Annotated in this window: 17 protein-coding genes; 15 read left to right on the top strand and 2 right to left on the bottom strand. The window is 55.2% G+C overall.

Annotated elements, in window-relative coordinates; translation table 11 throughout:
• Positions 1-141 precede the first annotated feature (141 nt).
• From citC to EHV07_RS11100, 7 genes are read left to right on the top strand one after another with little or no spacing between them, the layout of a single operon-like run.
• Positions 142-1,215: a [citrate (pro-3S)-lyase] ligase gene (gene citC, locus EHV07_RS11130; RefSeq protein ID WP_147197886.1), complete on the top strand. Its 1,074-nt coding sequence runs from the start codon at positions 142-144 to the stop codon at positions 1,213-1,215.
• Positions 1,212-1,505, top strand: coding sequence for a citrate lyase acyl carrier protein (gene citD / locus EHV07_RS11125; protein ID WP_147197884.1), 294 nt, complete (start codon positions 1,212-1,214; stop codon positions 1,503-1,505). The genes citC and citD overlap by 4 nt, the downstream gene beginning before the upstream one ends.
• Positions 1,502-2,410, top strand: coding sequence for a citrate (pro-3S)-lyase subunit beta (citE, locus tag EHV07_RS11120; protein WP_147197881.1), 909 nt, complete (start codon positions 1,502-1,504; stop codon positions 2,408-2,410). The genes citD and citE overlap by 4 nt, the downstream gene beginning before the upstream one ends.
• Before the next feature lie 9 nt (positions 2,411-2,419).
• Positions 2,420-3,940: a citrate lyase subunit alpha gene (gene citF, locus EHV07_RS11115; RefSeq protein WP_147197879.1), complete on the top strand. Its 1,521-nt coding sequence runs from the start codon at positions 2,420-2,422 to the stop codon at positions 3,938-3,940.
• Positions 3,941-3,943: 3 nt separating this feature from the next.
• Positions 3,944-4,495 carry a citrate lyase holo-[acyl-carrier protein] synthase gene (gene citX, locus EHV07_RS11110; protein ID WP_147197877.1) on the top strand — a complete coding sequence of 184 codons (552 nt, stop codon included), beginning with the start codon at positions 3,944-3,946 and terminating at the stop codon, positions 4,493-4,495.
• On the top strand, positions 4,467-5,399 hold the full coding sequence (gene citG, locus EHV07_RS11105) for a triphosphoribosyl-dephospho-CoA synthase CitG (protein ID WP_147197875.1): 933 nt from the start codon (positions 4,467-4,469) through the stop codon (positions 5,397-5,399). Before citX ends, citG begins: the two co-directional genes overlap by 29 nt.
• Positions 5,390-6,853, top strand: a complete 1,464-nt coding sequence (locus EHV07_RS11100; protein WP_147197873.1) for an anion permease — start codon at positions 5,390-5,392, stop codon at positions 6,851-6,853. The genes citG and EHV07_RS11100 overlap by 10 nt, the downstream gene beginning before the upstream one ends.
• Positions 6,854-6,907: 54 nt before the next feature.
• On the opposite strand, the gene EHV07_RS11095 is transcribed toward EHV07_RS11100, so the two are convergent.
• Positions 6,908-7,336, bottom strand: coding sequence for a hypothetical protein (locus EHV07_RS11095; protein ID WP_147197870.1), 429 nt, complete (start codon positions 7,334-7,336; stop codon positions 6,908-6,910).
• The gene (locus EHV07_RS11090; protein ID WP_147197868.1) at positions 7,333-8,034 is read right to left on the bottom strand and encodes a hypothetical protein; all 702 of its coding nucleotides are present in this window, start codon (positions 8,032-8,034) and stop codon (positions 7,333-7,335) included. Before EHV07_RS11090 ends, EHV07_RS11095 begins: the two co-directional genes overlap by 4 nt.
• A gap of 388 nt (positions 8,035-8,422) precedes the next feature.
• Here EHV07_RS11090 and EHV07_RS11085 point away from each other — a divergent pair, with 388 nt between their 5' ends.
• From EHV07_RS11085 to EHV07_RS11050, 8 genes are all read left to right on the top strand, one after another.
• Complete coding sequence (locus EHV07_RS11085; RefSeq protein ID WP_147197866.1) at positions 8,423-9,889, top strand: NAD(P)-binding domain-containing protein; 1,467 nt, start codon at positions 8,423-8,425, stop codon at positions 9,887-9,889.
• The gene (locus EHV07_RS11080) at positions 9,886-10,368 is read left to right on the top strand and encodes a CMD domain-containing protein (RefSeq protein WP_147197865.1); all 483 of its coding nucleotides are present in this window, start codon (positions 9,886-9,888) and stop codon (positions 10,366-10,368) included. The genes EHV07_RS11085 and EHV07_RS11080 overlap by 4 nt, the downstream gene beginning before the upstream one ends.
• A complete protein-coding gene (locus EHV07_RS11075; protein WP_147197863.1) occupies positions 10,365-10,937 on the top strand; it encodes a peroxidase-related enzyme in 573 nt (190 codons plus the stop codon). The genes EHV07_RS11080 and EHV07_RS11075 overlap by 4 nt, the downstream gene beginning before the upstream one ends.
• A gap of 3 nt (positions 10,938-10,940) precedes the next feature.
• On the top strand, positions 10,941-11,678 hold the full coding sequence (locus EHV07_RS11070; RefSeq protein ID WP_147197861.1) for an amino acid ABC transporter ATP-binding protein: 738 nt from the start codon (positions 10,941-10,943) through the stop codon (positions 11,676-11,678).
• 17 nt (positions 11,679-11,695) lie between these two features.
• Positions 11,696-12,511: a transporter substrate-binding domain-containing protein gene (locus EHV07_RS11065; RefSeq protein WP_147197859.1), complete on the top strand. Its 816-nt coding sequence runs from the start codon at positions 11,696-11,698 to the stop codon at positions 12,509-12,511.
• Between the two features lie 33 nt (positions 12,512-12,544).
• The gene (locus tag EHV07_RS11060; RefSeq protein WP_147197857.1) at positions 12,545-13,249 is read left to right on the top strand and encodes an amino acid ABC transporter permease; all 705 of its coding nucleotides are present in this window, start codon (positions 12,545-12,547) and stop codon (positions 13,247-13,249) included.
• A gap of 12 nt (positions 13,250-13,261) precedes the next feature.
• Positions 13,262-13,954, top strand: coding sequence for an amino acid ABC transporter permease (locus tag EHV07_RS11055; RefSeq protein ID WP_147197856.1), 693 nt, complete (start codon positions 13,262-13,264; stop codon positions 13,952-13,954).
• Positions 13,955-14,045: 91 nt separating this feature from the next.
• Entirely contained in the window at positions 14,046-15,008 is a 963-nt protein-coding gene (locus EHV07_RS11050) for a LysR family transcriptional regulator (protein ID WP_147197853.1), read from the top strand.
• The last annotated feature ends 156 nt before the right edge of the window (positions 15,009-15,164 follow it).

Raw genomic sequence — 15,164 nt, 5'->3', positions numbered from 1 at the left:
ACCATTGTTATACAAGCAAGCGGTTTATAACGTTAACCGCAAAAAAACGCCTGTTTCTTGCGCTCGCCCAGTATTCCCCCTTCTGCCTGGTTGTAGCATTACCGCCTCTGCTTACTTATGTCTGTCAGGACGCCGCTTAACATGTTGGGTAATAACGTCTTCACGCAAGTAAAACGTTCAGAAATGCACAAGATGGCCGAAATAAAGCAATTTCTGAAAGAAAACGATCTTAGCGTGGATAAAACGGTCGAGGTTTTTATTACTGTCAGGCGTGACGATACGCTGATCGCCTGCGGGGGTATTGCCGGAAATATCATTAAATGCGTCGCCATCAGTGAATCGGTGCGCGGCGAAGGTTTGGCGTTATCGCTGGCCACAGAATTGATTAACCTCGCTTATGAAAAGCACTGCACGCATCTCTTCATCTACACCAAAACCGGTTATGAAACGCTTTTTAAGCAGTGCGGTTTTGCAACGATAACCTCCGTGCCGGGCATTATGGTGCTGATGGAAAACAGTAAGACGCGTCTGAAGCGCTATGCCGATTCGCTTGCCCGCGAGCGTCGGGAAGGGAAAAAAATTGGCTGTATCGTGATGAACGCTAACCCTTTCACCAACGGACACCGTTACGTGATCCAGCAGGCAGCGGCGCAGTGCGACTGGCTGCATCTGTTCCTGGTAAAAGAAGATACCTCGCGTTTCCCCTATGAAGACCGCTTTGATTTAGTGCTGAAAGGCACGGCGGATATCGCCAGATTAACGGTACACAGAGGGTCCGAATACATCATCTCCCGCGCCACCTTCCCCTGCTATTTTATTAAAGAACAGAGTGTTATTGACCACTGCTATACCGAAATCGATCTCAAGATCTTTCGGCAGTATCTTGCGCCCGCGCTGGGGATTACGCACCGCTTTGTCGGCACCGAGCCGTTTTGCACCGTAACTGCCCGCTATAACCACGATATGCGTCACTGGCTGAACACGCCCGACCTTTCCGCGCCCGCCATTGAACTGGTGGAAATTGAGCGGCTTTGTTTCCAGGAAACGCCGATTTCTGCCTCATGGGTGCGCAAGCTGCTGGTCAAAAAAGATTTTTCGGCTATCGCGCCGCTGGTGCCAGCCGTCACGCTGAGCTACCTGCAAAACATGGTTGGCACCCATCAGACCGGTGCCGCAACCCGCCACGCTTTACACGCATTAACAGGTGAAAAATGAAGATAACTCAGGCCGCCGTCGCAGGCACACTTGAATCTGGCGACGTCATGATCCGCATCGCCCCGCTCAACGCGGATATTGACCTGCAAATCAACAGCAGCGTTGAGAAGCAGTTTGGTGACGCCATTCGCACCACCGTTCTGGATGTTCTTGCTCGCTATGACGTCAAAGCCGCGCAGCTCACGATTGATGATAAAGGGGCACTCGACTGCATCTTACGCGCCCGGCTGGAAACCGTCCTGGCACGTTCCGCAGGTCTTAACGCACTGCCTTGGGAGGAGCGCCCGTGATTTCTGCCTCCCTGCTCCAGCGCAAAGCCCGCACCCGCCGCAGTATGCTGTTCGTGCCGGGCGCGAATGCCGCCATGGTCAGCAATGCGTTTATCTACCCTGCGGACGCGCTGATGTTCGACCTGGAAGACTCCGTTGCCCTCAGAGAAAAAGATGCGGCCCGCCGGCTGGTTTATCACGCCTTACAACATCCGCTTTACCGCGATGTGGAAACCATTGTTCGCGTTAACGCGCTCGATTCCGAATGGGGTATCGACGACCTGGAAGCGGTAGTGCGCGGCGGCTGCGATATCGTGCGCTTGCCGAAAACGGATACCGCGCAGGACGTAACTGAGATTGAAAAAGAGATCCTGAGAATTGAAAAAGCCTGCGGTCGCGAACCCGGCAGCACCGGTTTGCTGGCGGCGATTGAGTCCGCGCAGGGCATTACTCAGGCCGTTAATATTGCTAACGCGTCGCCCCGCCTGATCGGCATCGCGTTAGGTGCAGAAGATTACGTACGCAATCTGCGCACCGAACGTTCTCCCGACGGCATCGAACTGCTGTTCGCCCGCTCCTCCATTCTTCAGGCCGCTCGCGCCACAGGAATTCAGGCATTCGATACCGTCTATTCCGATGCCAACAACGAAGCGGGCTTTCTGCATGAGGCCGCCCACATCAAGCAGCTGGGCTTTGATGGCAAATCGCTGATCAACCCGCGTCAGATTGAGCTGCTGCATAACCTCTACGCGCCCACGCAGAAAGAAGTTGAACACGCAAGCCAGGTGGTGGAAGCCGCTGAAGCTGCGGCCCGCGAAGGCCGTGGCGTGGTCTCACTTAACGGCAAAATGGTCGACAGCCCGGTTATCGAACGTGCCCGGCTGGTCCTTTCCCGCGCCGCACTATCAGGCATTCGTGAAGAATAAGGCTCTCTAATGACGCAGACAACTGAACACTCTCAACATGCCACACGCGCTGCGGCCTGGCTCCGCCGTGCTGAAAAAGATCTGGCCGCTTATCAGAACGCCCCGAAACAGACCCGCCCGCGCGACAACAAACTGTGTGCCAGCCTGGAAGAGGCGATTCGCCGTTCCGGCTTGCGGGACGGGATGACGCTTTCGTTCCATCACGCTTTTCGCGGCGGCGATCTGACGCTCAATTTAGTGATGGAAGCCGTTGCCCGCGCCGGTCTGAAAGATCTGACCCTCGCCTCCAGCTCTCTGAGCGACTGCCACGAACCGTTAATTGAGCATATTCGTCACGGCGTAATCAGCCGCATTTACACCTCCGGTCTGCGCGGCCCGCTGGCGGAAGAAATTTCCCGTGGGTTACTCAATGAGCCGGTACAGATCCATTCTCACGGTGGCCGCGTGCAGCTGATTGAAAGTGGCGAGCTGAATATTGATGTGGCGTTTCTGGGTGTGCCATCGTGCGATCCCGCCGGGAACGCCAACGGGTTTACCGGCAGCGCAAACTGTGGGTCACTGGGCTATGCCCGGGTCGATGCCGGGTACGCCACACAGGTTGTACTGCTGACCGAAACGCTGCTGCCCTATCCGCATCATCCTGCCAGCATTGCTCAGGACCAGGTGGATTTGATCGTTCAGGTCGATCGGGTTGGCGACAGCGACAAAATCGGCGCGGATGCCACCCGCATGACCTCCAACCCGCGCGAGCTGCTGATCGCCCGCAGCGCGGCAGAAGTGATTGCCCGTTCCGGCTACTTTAACGACGGTTTTTCGATCCAGACCGGTTCCGGCGGCGCGTCACTGGCCGTCACCCGTTTTCTGGAAGACAAGATGCGTCGTCGCGGGATTTGTGCTGATTTCGCGCTCGGCGGCATCACCGCCAGCATTGTCGATCTGCATGAAAAAGGGCTGATCCGCAAGCTGCTGGACGTGCAGAGTTTCGATCGCTGCGCGGCAGAATCACTGGCCCGCAACCCAAATCATATCGAAATCAGCGCCAACCAGTATGCCAATTTGAATTCCAAAGGGGCCTCTGTCGATCGTCTCGATGTGGTGGTGTTAAGCGCACTGGAAATCGATACCGGTTTTAACGTCAACGTGCTGACCGGCTCCGATGGCGTGTTGCGTGGCGCTTCCGGCGGCCATTGTGATACGGCTGCCGCCGCGGCGCTTTCGATTATCGTCGCGCCGCTGGTCCGGGGCCGCATTCCAACACTGGTTGATGAAGTGACGACCTGTGTCACGCCGGGTTCAAGTATCGATATCCTTGTGACCGATCACGGTATCGCGGTGAATCCTTCGCGTCAGGAACTGGCTAAACGCTTGCAGGAGGCGGGCATGAAAATCGTCCCTGTTGAATGGCTACGCGAGCGGGCGCAGCTGCTCACGGGCCAGCCGCATGCGGTTGAATTTACCGGGCGTGTGATTGCCGTGGTGCGTTACCGCGACGGTTCGGTGATCGATGTTGTTCATCAGGTGAAAGAATAAACCATGTACCTGTTCCCTGATAAAGCCAGCCACCATGTTGTTTCGATCCCAGAGCTGCTCGCCAGCCGCGATGCGCGACAGGCCAGGCAAAATGCATGGCTGGCGGGCTATCGCGTACCGCTGATCTCGTTCACCGTGGTGGCGCCCGGCCCGGTTAAAGACAGCGTATTAACCCGCAGGATTTTTAATCACGGCGTGCTTGCGTTGCATACCCTGGCAAAACGGTCGGGCTGGGTTATCAGAGAACAGGCGGCGCTTGCCACCGCCAGCGGGCCGGAAGCGCTGTTTGCCATCAATACCCCGGCACGCAGGATCAAGCTGGCCACCATTCAGCTTGAACAGCAGCATCCACTCGGCCGGTTATGGGATATCGATGTGCTGAGCGCGGACGGCGGGATCCTCTCCCGCCGCGATTTCTCTCTTACAGCACGACGCTGCCTTCTGTGTTCACAGAGCGCGGCGGAATGCGGCCGTGCACGCACCCACACGCTGACCGATTTACTGATTCGTATGGAGGATTTGCTGGATGATGCCGATCGCCACGCGCAATACTGATGCTTTTGAAAAACTGATCCACGCCTGGTGTGACCTCGCCTGGCGAGCGATGATCGCTGAGGTTAACCTGTCACCAAAGCCCGGGTTGGTGGATCGCTTCAACTGTGGTGCACATCGGGATATGGCGCTGGCTGATTTTTATTGCAGTGCGGCTGCTATTCGTGGCTGGCTGCCGCGTTTCGTCAGCTATGGCGCCTCCAGCGCGAAACGACCGGAAGGAGATGTTTTGCCGGGCTTGCGTGCGCTGGGTATGGCCTGCGAAACCGCGATGTTTCGTGCAACGGCAGGGGTGAATACGCATAAAGGCACCATTTTTTCCCTTGGGCTAATCTGCGCCGCACTGGGCCGTCTTTATCAGTCTCAGCACCCCCTGACGGCAGAAACGATTTGCGCCACGGTTGCCGCGTTTTGTCAGGGTTTAACCCAAAGAGAATTACAGCAGAATAACCCGCAGCGCACGGCTGGGCAGCGTCTTTATCAGCAGTTGGGACTGACCGGCGCGCGCGGAGAAGCGGAAGCCGGTTATCCGCTGGTCATTCGTCATGCGTTACCGCATTATCGGGCGTTGCTGGCGCAGCATCTCGATCCGGAACTCGCCCTGCTTGATACCCTGCTGCTGCTGATGGCGCTGAATGGTGACACCAATGTCGCATCCCGTGGCGGTGCGGACGGCCTGCGCTGGCTTCAGCAACAGGCAAAACGATTGCTGCGCAACGGCGGTATTCGCACATCCGCCGATCTCATTCATCTTCAGCAGTTCGACCGGCAGTGTATCGCTCGTCATCTCAGCCCCGGCGGCAGCGCCGATTTGCTGATTGTCACCTGGTTCCTCGCTCACCTTTCGCAAGTTATTCCTCAACCTGACTTCCCCAGGATCCCTACGGAGAATCACTCATGTCTTTAACCAAAGATAATATATGGAAGTTGCTGGCCCCGCTGGTTGTAATGGGCATTATGTTTTTGATCCCGGTGCCGGACGGCATGCCGCCGCAGGCCTGGCACTATTTTGCCGTATTTGTGGCGATGATTGTCGGCATGATCCTTGAACCGATCCCGGCCACGGCGATCGGTTTTATTGCCGTTACGATCTGCGTTATCGGCGGTAATTTTCTGTTATTCGATGCCAGTGAACTGGCCAATCCTGCTTTTCATGCGGGAAAAGAGGCGCTGAAATGGGGGCTGGCCGGATTTTCCAGCACCACGGTCTGGCTGGTCTTCGGTGCGTTCATCTTCGCTTTAGGCTATGAAGTGACCGGCCTTGGCCGCCGTATCGCGCTGTTTCTGGTCAAGTTTATGGGGAAACGTACCCTGACGCTGGGTTATGCAATCGTCATTATCGATATTTTGCTGGCACCCTTTACCCCTTCCAATACCGCGCGTACCGGCGGCACGGTATTTCCGGTGGTTAAAAACCTGCCGCCGCTGTTTCAATCTTTTCCTAACGATCCTTCCGCGCGGCGTATCGGCGGTTATCTGATGTGGATGATGGTTATTGGCACCAGCCTCAGCTCCTCCATGTTTGTCACCGGTGCGGCACCTAACGTGTTAGGCCTGGAGTTTGTTCATAAGATCGCAGGAATACAAATCAGCTGGTTGCAATGGTTTCTCGCCTTTTTGCCCGTGGGTTTGATTTTGCTGATCGTAGCGCCCTGGCTCTCTTACGTGTTGTATAAACCCGACGTTACCCACAGTACTGAAATCTCCAGCTGGGCCGGTAACGAGTTAAAGGTGATGGGTGGCCTGACGCGTAAAGAGAGGACGCTGATTGGCCTGGTATTGTTGAGTCTGGGTCTGTGGGTGTTCGGTGGCAAAGTGATTAACGCCACCGCGGTGGGCCTGCTGGCGGTCTCGCTGATGCTGGCGCTGCATGTGGTGCCGTGGAAGGATATCACGCGTTATCACAGCGCCTGGAATACGCTGGTCAACCTGGCTACGCTGGTGGTGATGGCTAACGGCCTGACCCGCTCCGGCTTTATCGACTGGTTTGCCAACACCATGAGCACGCATCTGGAGGGCTTCTCACCGGATGCGACGGTGATTGTATTAGTGCTGGTGTTCTATTTTGCACATTATCTGTTTGCCAGCCTTTCGGCGCATACGGCCACCATGCTGCCGGTGATCCTGGCGTTAGGTAAAGGCATTCCGGGCGTACCAATGGAACAGCTTAGCCTGCTGCTAGTGCTTTCCATCGGGATTATGGGCTGTCTGACGCCTTATGCGACCGGGCCTGGCGTGATTATTTACGGCTGCGGCTACGTGAAATCCCGTGATTACTGGCGTTTGGGCGCTATATTTGGGGTGATTTATATCTCACTGCTGCTGCTGGTCGGCTGGCCGATCCTGGCGCTGTGGAATTAAGCGTTTGGGGACGTCGCGTTTGCGTGACGTCCCCGTTTATTTAAGCCAGCCTGTTCAGAACTGCGGTGAATTATCCACTTGCACTGTCACCGCATTAATTTTCGGCACAACGCTAACGGTTATCGTTTCTCCGGGATCGCTCCCACGCCAGCACTCTCCTTCTACGGAACAGGTGTCTTGTTTTACGTAGTGTCGAGAAATCAGGTAAGCATTTATCTTGCTGGTGTCAGTCGTTCCAAAGAATATAACCGAATAGATAAGTGACCCTGGGCCTGCCACATTATAAAAATCGAATTCATAATTTGCAGATACTCTTGGGATTTTCTTCAGAATGTCAGGCGTGTAGTATTCATACTCTTTTTTATTTTCTTCGGTATAGTGCGCGCTACCCGCCAGTTCCATTTTTATCACTGGCCATAAATAAGAAAATATAGCGGCTATAACGATAATGAGAGCAAGCGTGATTTTAAACGGCTTTCTCATATAATGAGATCCTTCTGCTTTCCACTTTGGATAAAAGAACCGTCCATGCTTGCAATAGCTACATTTCCAGAACTCCAGTCATTGTAAGGTTTAATGGTTTGCATAAAATCGGGAAGCTCGCCTGTACGTGGCCTTGAGCCAGGAAATCGCTCTGGGTCCGGGAATAAAATTGGCTTAAAATTTTCATTTTTCCAGGAACCGATTTTGCCGTAATAATCCCAGCGTTTGAGTGCTTCCTCTTTGCTTACCGGCCGCAGGACAGAAAAAGGATCCTTAGTTGACATTACACGATAAAATCCCAATAGATCAGAAACAAGATCCTCACCACTAAATCCACTGGCAGTCACCATATTGTTAGGGAATGTACTCTGAAATTTTTCAAAGCGCCCAGCTAACGTTATCATCATTGCCAGCGCAATGCTTTTACACTCCTGATAAGAGCGCCCCTTACGAATACGCCATTTTATGAATTTACCTACTCGAATGACTTGATAGGGAGAGACCATAGACTGAGCATAAGTAATATCGTAATAAAGTGTACTGGCTGCTTCATCTTGCTTAAATTTAGCCATAAGTATTCTTATATCATCTCCTCTTGCATGACCAGGATCGATCCACCCCAGTACTTCGGTATACACTAATCCACCTCTGGCCGTAGCTGCCCGTGCGCCATCGATTATTTCATTACGTTTACTCATCCTTAAGATTTCCTTGTCGTTTACACCCAAATCGCACGCTACGGTGCAAATTTGTACAAATCAAGCGTTATCACGTGAAAGACATAAATACAGAATCTGGCCCGGGTAAAAACAACTCATTCATCAACTACGTGCTTCCATCCCGCCCACACCTTATATCATTTCCAGCATAAGATATAAGAAATCCATAGGGCAATAACTGACCTGCGACCTTGACTCTTATCGGGCCGAAAAGGATGATTCAGGCCTCACTCGCTACCATGCATTAAGTTGATACTCAACGCTACAGCATGCGTTTATGTGATAGTAAAACCTTGTGGATTTTGCGTCTTTTATGGCCGGATGTTCACCGGGTATCAACGTCAGGCATCAGTCAGGGATCTGAATCATGACAAATACGGCATCAACGCCCGCTACCCGCAGTCTTGCCGCTCTCGAAGCGCGACTAAAACAGGATCTCGACCTCCTTGAGCTGCCCGCCAAACCCTGGGTGCCGTCGCGCACTCACCATGATGCGCCGGTGCGCGACGTGGTGGTTATTGGTGCAGGGATGTGCGGTCTGGCAGCGACGGCAAAGCTGATATTAACCGGTATCGATAACGTTGTTGCTTACGACGCGGCACCCGCCGGGCTTGAAGGGCCGTGGGTCACTTTTGCCCGCATGGAGACGCTGCGTTCGCCAAAAAGCCTGCACGGCCCGGCGCTGGGTCTGCCGCAGCTGACCTTTCGCGCCTGGTTCGCCGCGCAATGGGGCAACGAGGCCTGGCAGGCGCTGGATAAAATCCCAAAAAACCAGTGGATGGACTATCTGGTCTGGTATCGCAACGTATTAAATCTGCCGGTGCGCAATAATGTCCGCATGACCCGAATCGAAGCGGTCGACGACCTGATTGCTATTGATTTAGAAGGCGCGGAAACAGGTCGGGTACTAACCCGCCATCTGGTGCTGGCGACCGGCCGTTCCGGCCTGGGCGGCTTTGCCATCCCTGACTTCCTGCAGGGTATCGATCGCGCTTACTGGGCGCATTCCGCAGATGAGATCGACTTTGCCGCACTGAAAGGAAAACGCGTGGCGGTCATCGGTGCGGGCGCATCGTCTATGGACAATGCCGCGACCGCGCTGGAAGCCGGTGCAGGATCGGTGGATATGCTGATCCGTCGCAAAGCGATGCCGCGCATCAATAAAATGACCGGCATCGGCAGCCAGGGCGTGGTTCACGGTATGCACCAGTTGCCCGATGCGTGGAAATGGAAGTTTGTGGATTATACCGCTTCGACACAGACACCGCCGCCGCGATCGTCCACCCTGCGCGTCTCGCGGCATCCCAATGCCCGCTTCTTTCTCGACTGCGGCATCAAGGCGGTAACACAGGAAGAGGATCTGCTGATCCACACCACTCAGGGCGACATGCGCTACGACTATCTGATCGCCGCAACCGGTTTTACCAATACCTTTACCGGTCGCCCGGAATTTGCCTCACTGGCACCGCATATCCGCAGCTGGGCCGATGGTCGCTATACGCCGGAAATGGGGCCAGCGCGCACGGCTATGCTGGAGGCGCCGGACCTTGGCCCGGCTTTCGAATTCCGTGAGCGTACGCCGGGCGCCTGCCCGATGCTGTCCCGCATTCACTGCTTTAATGACGCCGCCATGCTGACCCACGGCAAAGTCTCTGGTGATATTCCGGCAGTAAGCGCCGGTGCCGATCGGCTGGTGCGCGGTATTACCGCCTCGCTGTTTGCCGGGGATGTGGCAACGCATTTCGCCAGCCTGATCGCCTACGACGTGCCGGAACTTCAGGGCGACGAATGGACTGACTCAACCCCTTTGCTAAAACAGGAGAACGCGTTGTGATTGACGCTATTGACCAGGCTGCTGGTCTTTCACCGGATGATGCGCTTTATCAAACGCGACGCTTTCGCCCGGAATTTGTGCAGGGCGCGGAACAATGCCGCCAGTCCGTGCTGCAACCCGAAAACGATGCGGGGCTCGCTCATGAATTACGCATTGCGCTGGCTCGCCGCATGGCTCTGCTGAACAACGACCCGCCGCTGATTGCAGAATACGACGCGCTGCTGGCTGCGCTGTCGCCAGGCGAACAGCTTCTGGCGCTGGCAAACGGCGAAAAGGGGCTGAGCGGATTATTTGCTGCCCTCGCCCGGCACGTGGATTTCATCACCCTGACCCCGGACCGCGCCCAGGCTGAGGATATTCGGCTGCTTGAGAAAGCAGGCCTGAACAACGCACAGATCGTGGCGCTTTCAGAGCTGATCGCCTTTATTAATTTCCAGACGCGCGTCGCCGCTGGCCTGCGCCTGATGAGGTCTGCATGATCCCACAAGTTAGCCTGAAGCCGCTTAGCTGGCACCCGCATATCAAGCCGGTCGAGCTGGAATCGGCCACGCCAGACCAGCTCGCCGCGATGAAAGTCACTCCTTCCAACAAGAAGGTATCGGAATATGTGCGCACGCTGGCGCACGACCCGGAAAGCTACGTGGCCCGCACGGTACTGTTCAACGCCATCATGTATGTCGACGGCGGCCTCGATCGCGCCGACCGTGAGCTGGGTGCGCTGAGCGCTTCTATCGTTAACGGCTGCAAATATTGCGCGGTGGTCCACGCCCGCCGTCATGCGCAGCTAAGCAAAAGTAATCAGGTTGTTAGCGCGCTCTGGTTCGATAAAACAGAAAAACTCAGCCCGCGTGATGCCGCCATCGACCGTTTTGCTCGTCGCCTTTCGGTGACACCGTCACAGGCAACGCCGGGAGATATTGCTGCGTTACGCGCTAACGGTATGGACGATCGTGAAATTATCGATCTGATCCATGCTATTTCCATCTTCGGTTGGGCTAACCGTTTGATGCACGTTCTTGGACATGCCACTGCGGTAAAAGGAGCCTGAGCCATGCTGGAACTCAATGATATAACGCTTTCCTACGGCAACACGCCGATTCTGAAAGGCGTCAACCTGACGGTAAATCGCGGCGACGTGGTGTCGATTATCGGCCCGAGCGGCACCGGCAAAACCACGCTGTTACGCTGCATTAACTATCTGGCTAAGCCTGCATCCGGCACGATTGTTTTTGACGACATCCGTATGGATTATCAGTCTGTGGATAAAGCCGCCGTCCAGGCCATTCGTCTGCGCACCGCGATGGTATTTCAGCAGTTCAACGTCTTTAAAAACATGACGGTGATTGAAAACGTCATGGATCCGTTAGTTGTCGTGCAGCGTAAATCCAAAGATGAAGCGCGGGAAATTGCCCGTCAGGAGCTGGATCGCGTTGGCCTGACTGCCAGGCAGGATCACTACCCGTCACAGCTTTCAGGTGGACAACTTCAGCGTACCGGCATTGCCCGCGCGCTGGCGGTTCGGCCAGACGTGATTCTGTTCGACGAACCCACCTCCTCGCTGGATCCTGAGCTGGTCGGCGAAGTGCTGAAGGTCATTAAAGACGTGACCTCTTCAGGCATTACCTCTTTGCTGGTCACGCACGAGATGCAGTTTGCCCGCAGCATCTCTAACCGCATTGTGTTTATGGATCAGGGCGTGGTTGCCGCACAAGGCAGCCCGGCTGAAATTTTCGATAACCCCGCCGTTCCACGACTGGCTCAGTTCCTCAGTTCTGAGCGCGTAATCTAATAAGAGGAAATAAGACTATGCCTGCAATTAAAACGCCATTACGTCGCGGTGCCGTTGTTCTGGCCCTGTTAGCGCCATTCAGCTTTGCCCAGGCCGCTGACAGCGCCGTTCGCACCATCAAAATTGCCACCTCTGCCGAATCCAAGCCGCTGTCATGGGGCGCTATCGGCGTGGAGCCGCAGGGCTATGAGCCGGACGTGCTCAGAGCGATTAACGCAAAACTGCCGCAGTATAAATTCCAGATGGAAGGCGCAGCGGACATCGCCCAGGAAACGGGCCTGGTCACCGGGAAATACGATATGGCGACCGGCGGCTATTATAAAGCCCCTGCCCGCAGCAAACAGTTTCTGATCCCGGACAGCCCAATTGGCGCAAGCCTGATGAAAATCTACAGCCGCAAAGAGAGCACGATTAACGGTATGAAGGATCTGGTGGGTAAAAACATCGTGCCGGTGACCGCTGGCGGCGGCGTTTATAAATTCGTTAATCAGTGGCAGCAGGATAACCCAGGCGAAAAAGTGACGATCAAAGCGTCCAGCGCCGGCATTCCTTACCCGGACCGTCTGAAAGAAGTCCAGAGCGGCAAATACGATGCGCTGATCCTGCCTTCCAACCTGGGCGAACAGACCGTTATCGACAATCAGAAACTGGCCATCAAAGCGAGCGAGCCGGTAGCCGTCAACAACACCTACGTACTGATCCATCGTTCTGAGAAAAACAACGCGCTGAACGATGATGTCAATAACGCGCTAAAAGCGCTGAAAGCCGACGGCACGCTGGATAAGCTTTCGCAGAAATGGTTTGGCGAAGACGTTGTTAAATACATGAAGTAATCGCCCGTCCGTGGGCTTGTTCAGGAGCGTTTCATGCACCTTTCTTCCATGATCCCCGAGCTGCTTTCAGCATTACCGCTGACGCTGGCGATTATGTTTGTTGCCCTGCTCGCCGGCTTTATGCTGGCGCTGGTGACGACCGCGCTGCGCGTGCGGCGGATCCCGGGGATTAGCCAGCTGGCCGATCTCTACGTTTCCTATGCCCGCAGCGTGCCCGTTGTCCTTCAGCTGTTTGTGGCATTTTATGGTTTGCCGTTAATCACCGGCCTGTTTGGCGTGGACGACTTTCTCTCGGCGACGACGGCGTCGATGGTTGGCTTAAGCTTCTATCACGGGGGTTATCTGTCCGAGGTGATGCGCCCCGCCTTTCTGGCCGTCGAGCGCGGCCAGCACGATGCCGCCGACAGCCTGGGCTACGGCTTCCGGCAGAAAATCACCCGCATCATCGGACCACAGGCGGTACATATTGCCCTGCCTGGCTACGGTAACGCGGTAATTTATCTGATCCATAATGTGGCGCTGGTGATGTATATCGGCGCGGCCGACGTGATGGCGACCGCGCACCTGATTATGGAACGGGACTACAACCAGTATCAGTTCGGCACCTATCTGGTACTGGCGGTGATCTACTCGCTGCTGTGCCTGATTGCCTGGCTTGTTGTACGTTTCTTTGAGCATCGTCATGGGAAATACGTTTCCAAAACGGCACCGGCGAAAATCAAGTTTGGCAGCCTCTGATGGAGAAATACGATGTTTGATCTTGAGGTTTTGCTGCCGGATTTCTGGAGCATTCTTGACGCGGTACCCGGCACGCTGGCGATGGCGTTAACCATTTTTATGTTGTCGACCCTCACCGGCGGTCTGTTTGCGTTTATTGAGCACAAACGCATCCCGGTGCTGCGTCAGCTGGTGATTGCTTATAAAGTGGCGTTCAAAGGCGTGCCGATGGTGGTGGTGATTTTTCTGGCCTACTACGGCCTGCCGCCCGCGCTGCATTTTGTCGCCTCACGGGTGGGCATTGAGGTCAATGCGCACTCATTGCCGAACTGGGTGATTATCGTGGTTGCGCTCACCGCCTGCGTGGCGGCGTTTCAGGCCGAGGTGGTCAAAGGGGCACTGAATTCATTCGATCAGGGTCAGGCGGATGCCGCTCATTCGCTGGGCTATACCGGCGGCCAGCTGTTCCGGCGGGTTCTGTTTCCGCAGATTATCGTGGCGGCCATTCCCGATTTAGCCAATTCATTTATGGTGATCATGAAGGCGCTGTCGCTGGCCTTTGCCATTGAGGTCGTGGATATCTTCGCGCAGGCGCAGCTTACTGCCGCGTTGAATTTCTATTATCTTGAAGCCTTTGCGGTTGCCGTGGTGTTTTATATGGTGATAGCCTGGGTGGTAACAAAAATCGCTGATAAAATCGAGGCGGCGCTCCGGGTCAGAACCTGAAGCGGCAAAACTAACCTCCCTTGTGGGCGGTTTTTTTCGGCATTTCCCGCTGTCAGCGGGGGGTGCCTGACAGTCAGGAAACGTTCACCGGATGACCACCTTACACGATCTGGATCTACGCCAGCTGGAAGCCTTTGCCGCAGTGATTTCTGCGGGCAATATTACCGCCGCCGCGAAAGCGTTAGATCGCTCGCAGCCGGCGGTTTCGCGCCTGATTCAGGAGCTGGAGCAGTCGCTCGGCTACCTGTTGTTTACCCGTAACGGCCCGCGCATTCACCCCACCGAGGAAGCGCTACAGCTCCATCAGTATGTGCAAAAAGCGCTGCTTTCCTTGCAGCAAATCCGCCTGCGGGCGCAGGAAATCGGTCAGCAGCAACACCGCCCTTTGCATATTGCAGCCACCCCAGCCTTAGCTGCCGGTCTGCTGCCGCAGGCGCTGGCAACGTTAGGGTTGCAGAATAAAGTGCATATCATCAGTGAATCCGCTGAGCAAACCGCGCACGCGGTGATTAGCGGCGAAGCGGATATCGGTTTGTGCAGCCTGCCGCTGGAGCATCACGCGGTGGATCTGCACTGGATTGGGCAGTCGCGTTGCGTAGTGGCACTGCAACAGGACGATCCGCTGGCGAAAGAAACGCATATCACGCTGAATTGCCTGGCTGGCCGCAGGCTGATTGCGCCGTGGAATCCGCTGCGTTTGCGCGGCCGCTTTGAAAAGGCACTAAAAAAACTGAAGGTGCCGCCGCACGAAACCATCGAAACCAACTCCTCAGCTAACATTCTTGCCTGCGTCAGAGCGGGACTCGGCGTGGCAATCCTTGAACCGGTTACGGCCTGGGGCATGCCGCTTGAAGGCGTGACGATTGTCCCGCTGGAAGAAGACATTCCCTATTTCTTCGGCGTGATCACGCCACAAGGTCGCCAGCTGTCGCTTGCCGTGCAGTCATTGATCGCTGCGCTGGAGACGGCAGCGGAACAGCTGCTCTCTTCTTTCCAGCGCCTGCCCGCAGCTGAACATCCCAGGGTGATGCGGCTGCTGAATCAGGAAGACTGAGCGGGACAGATTGACATCAATCCTCAGTGGTACTGATTACGCTTAACAAAACCACAACAATCATGCGGATTTAAAACCTTGTAATTAATGCTATAATTGCGCCGCTTTAGTTAGATTGTAAAAATTACCCCTGTCAAAACCCCTATTTGTAACTAA

It is taken from the genome of Pantoea sp. CCBC3-3-1 (genome assembly GCF_007981265.1).
Lineage (GTDB): Bacteria > Pseudomonadota > Gammaproteobacteria > Enterobacterales > Enterobacteriaceae > Erwinia.
Note: the sequence above shows the minus strand (reverse complement) of the source record. Positions and strands in the feature narration are given on the sequence as shown.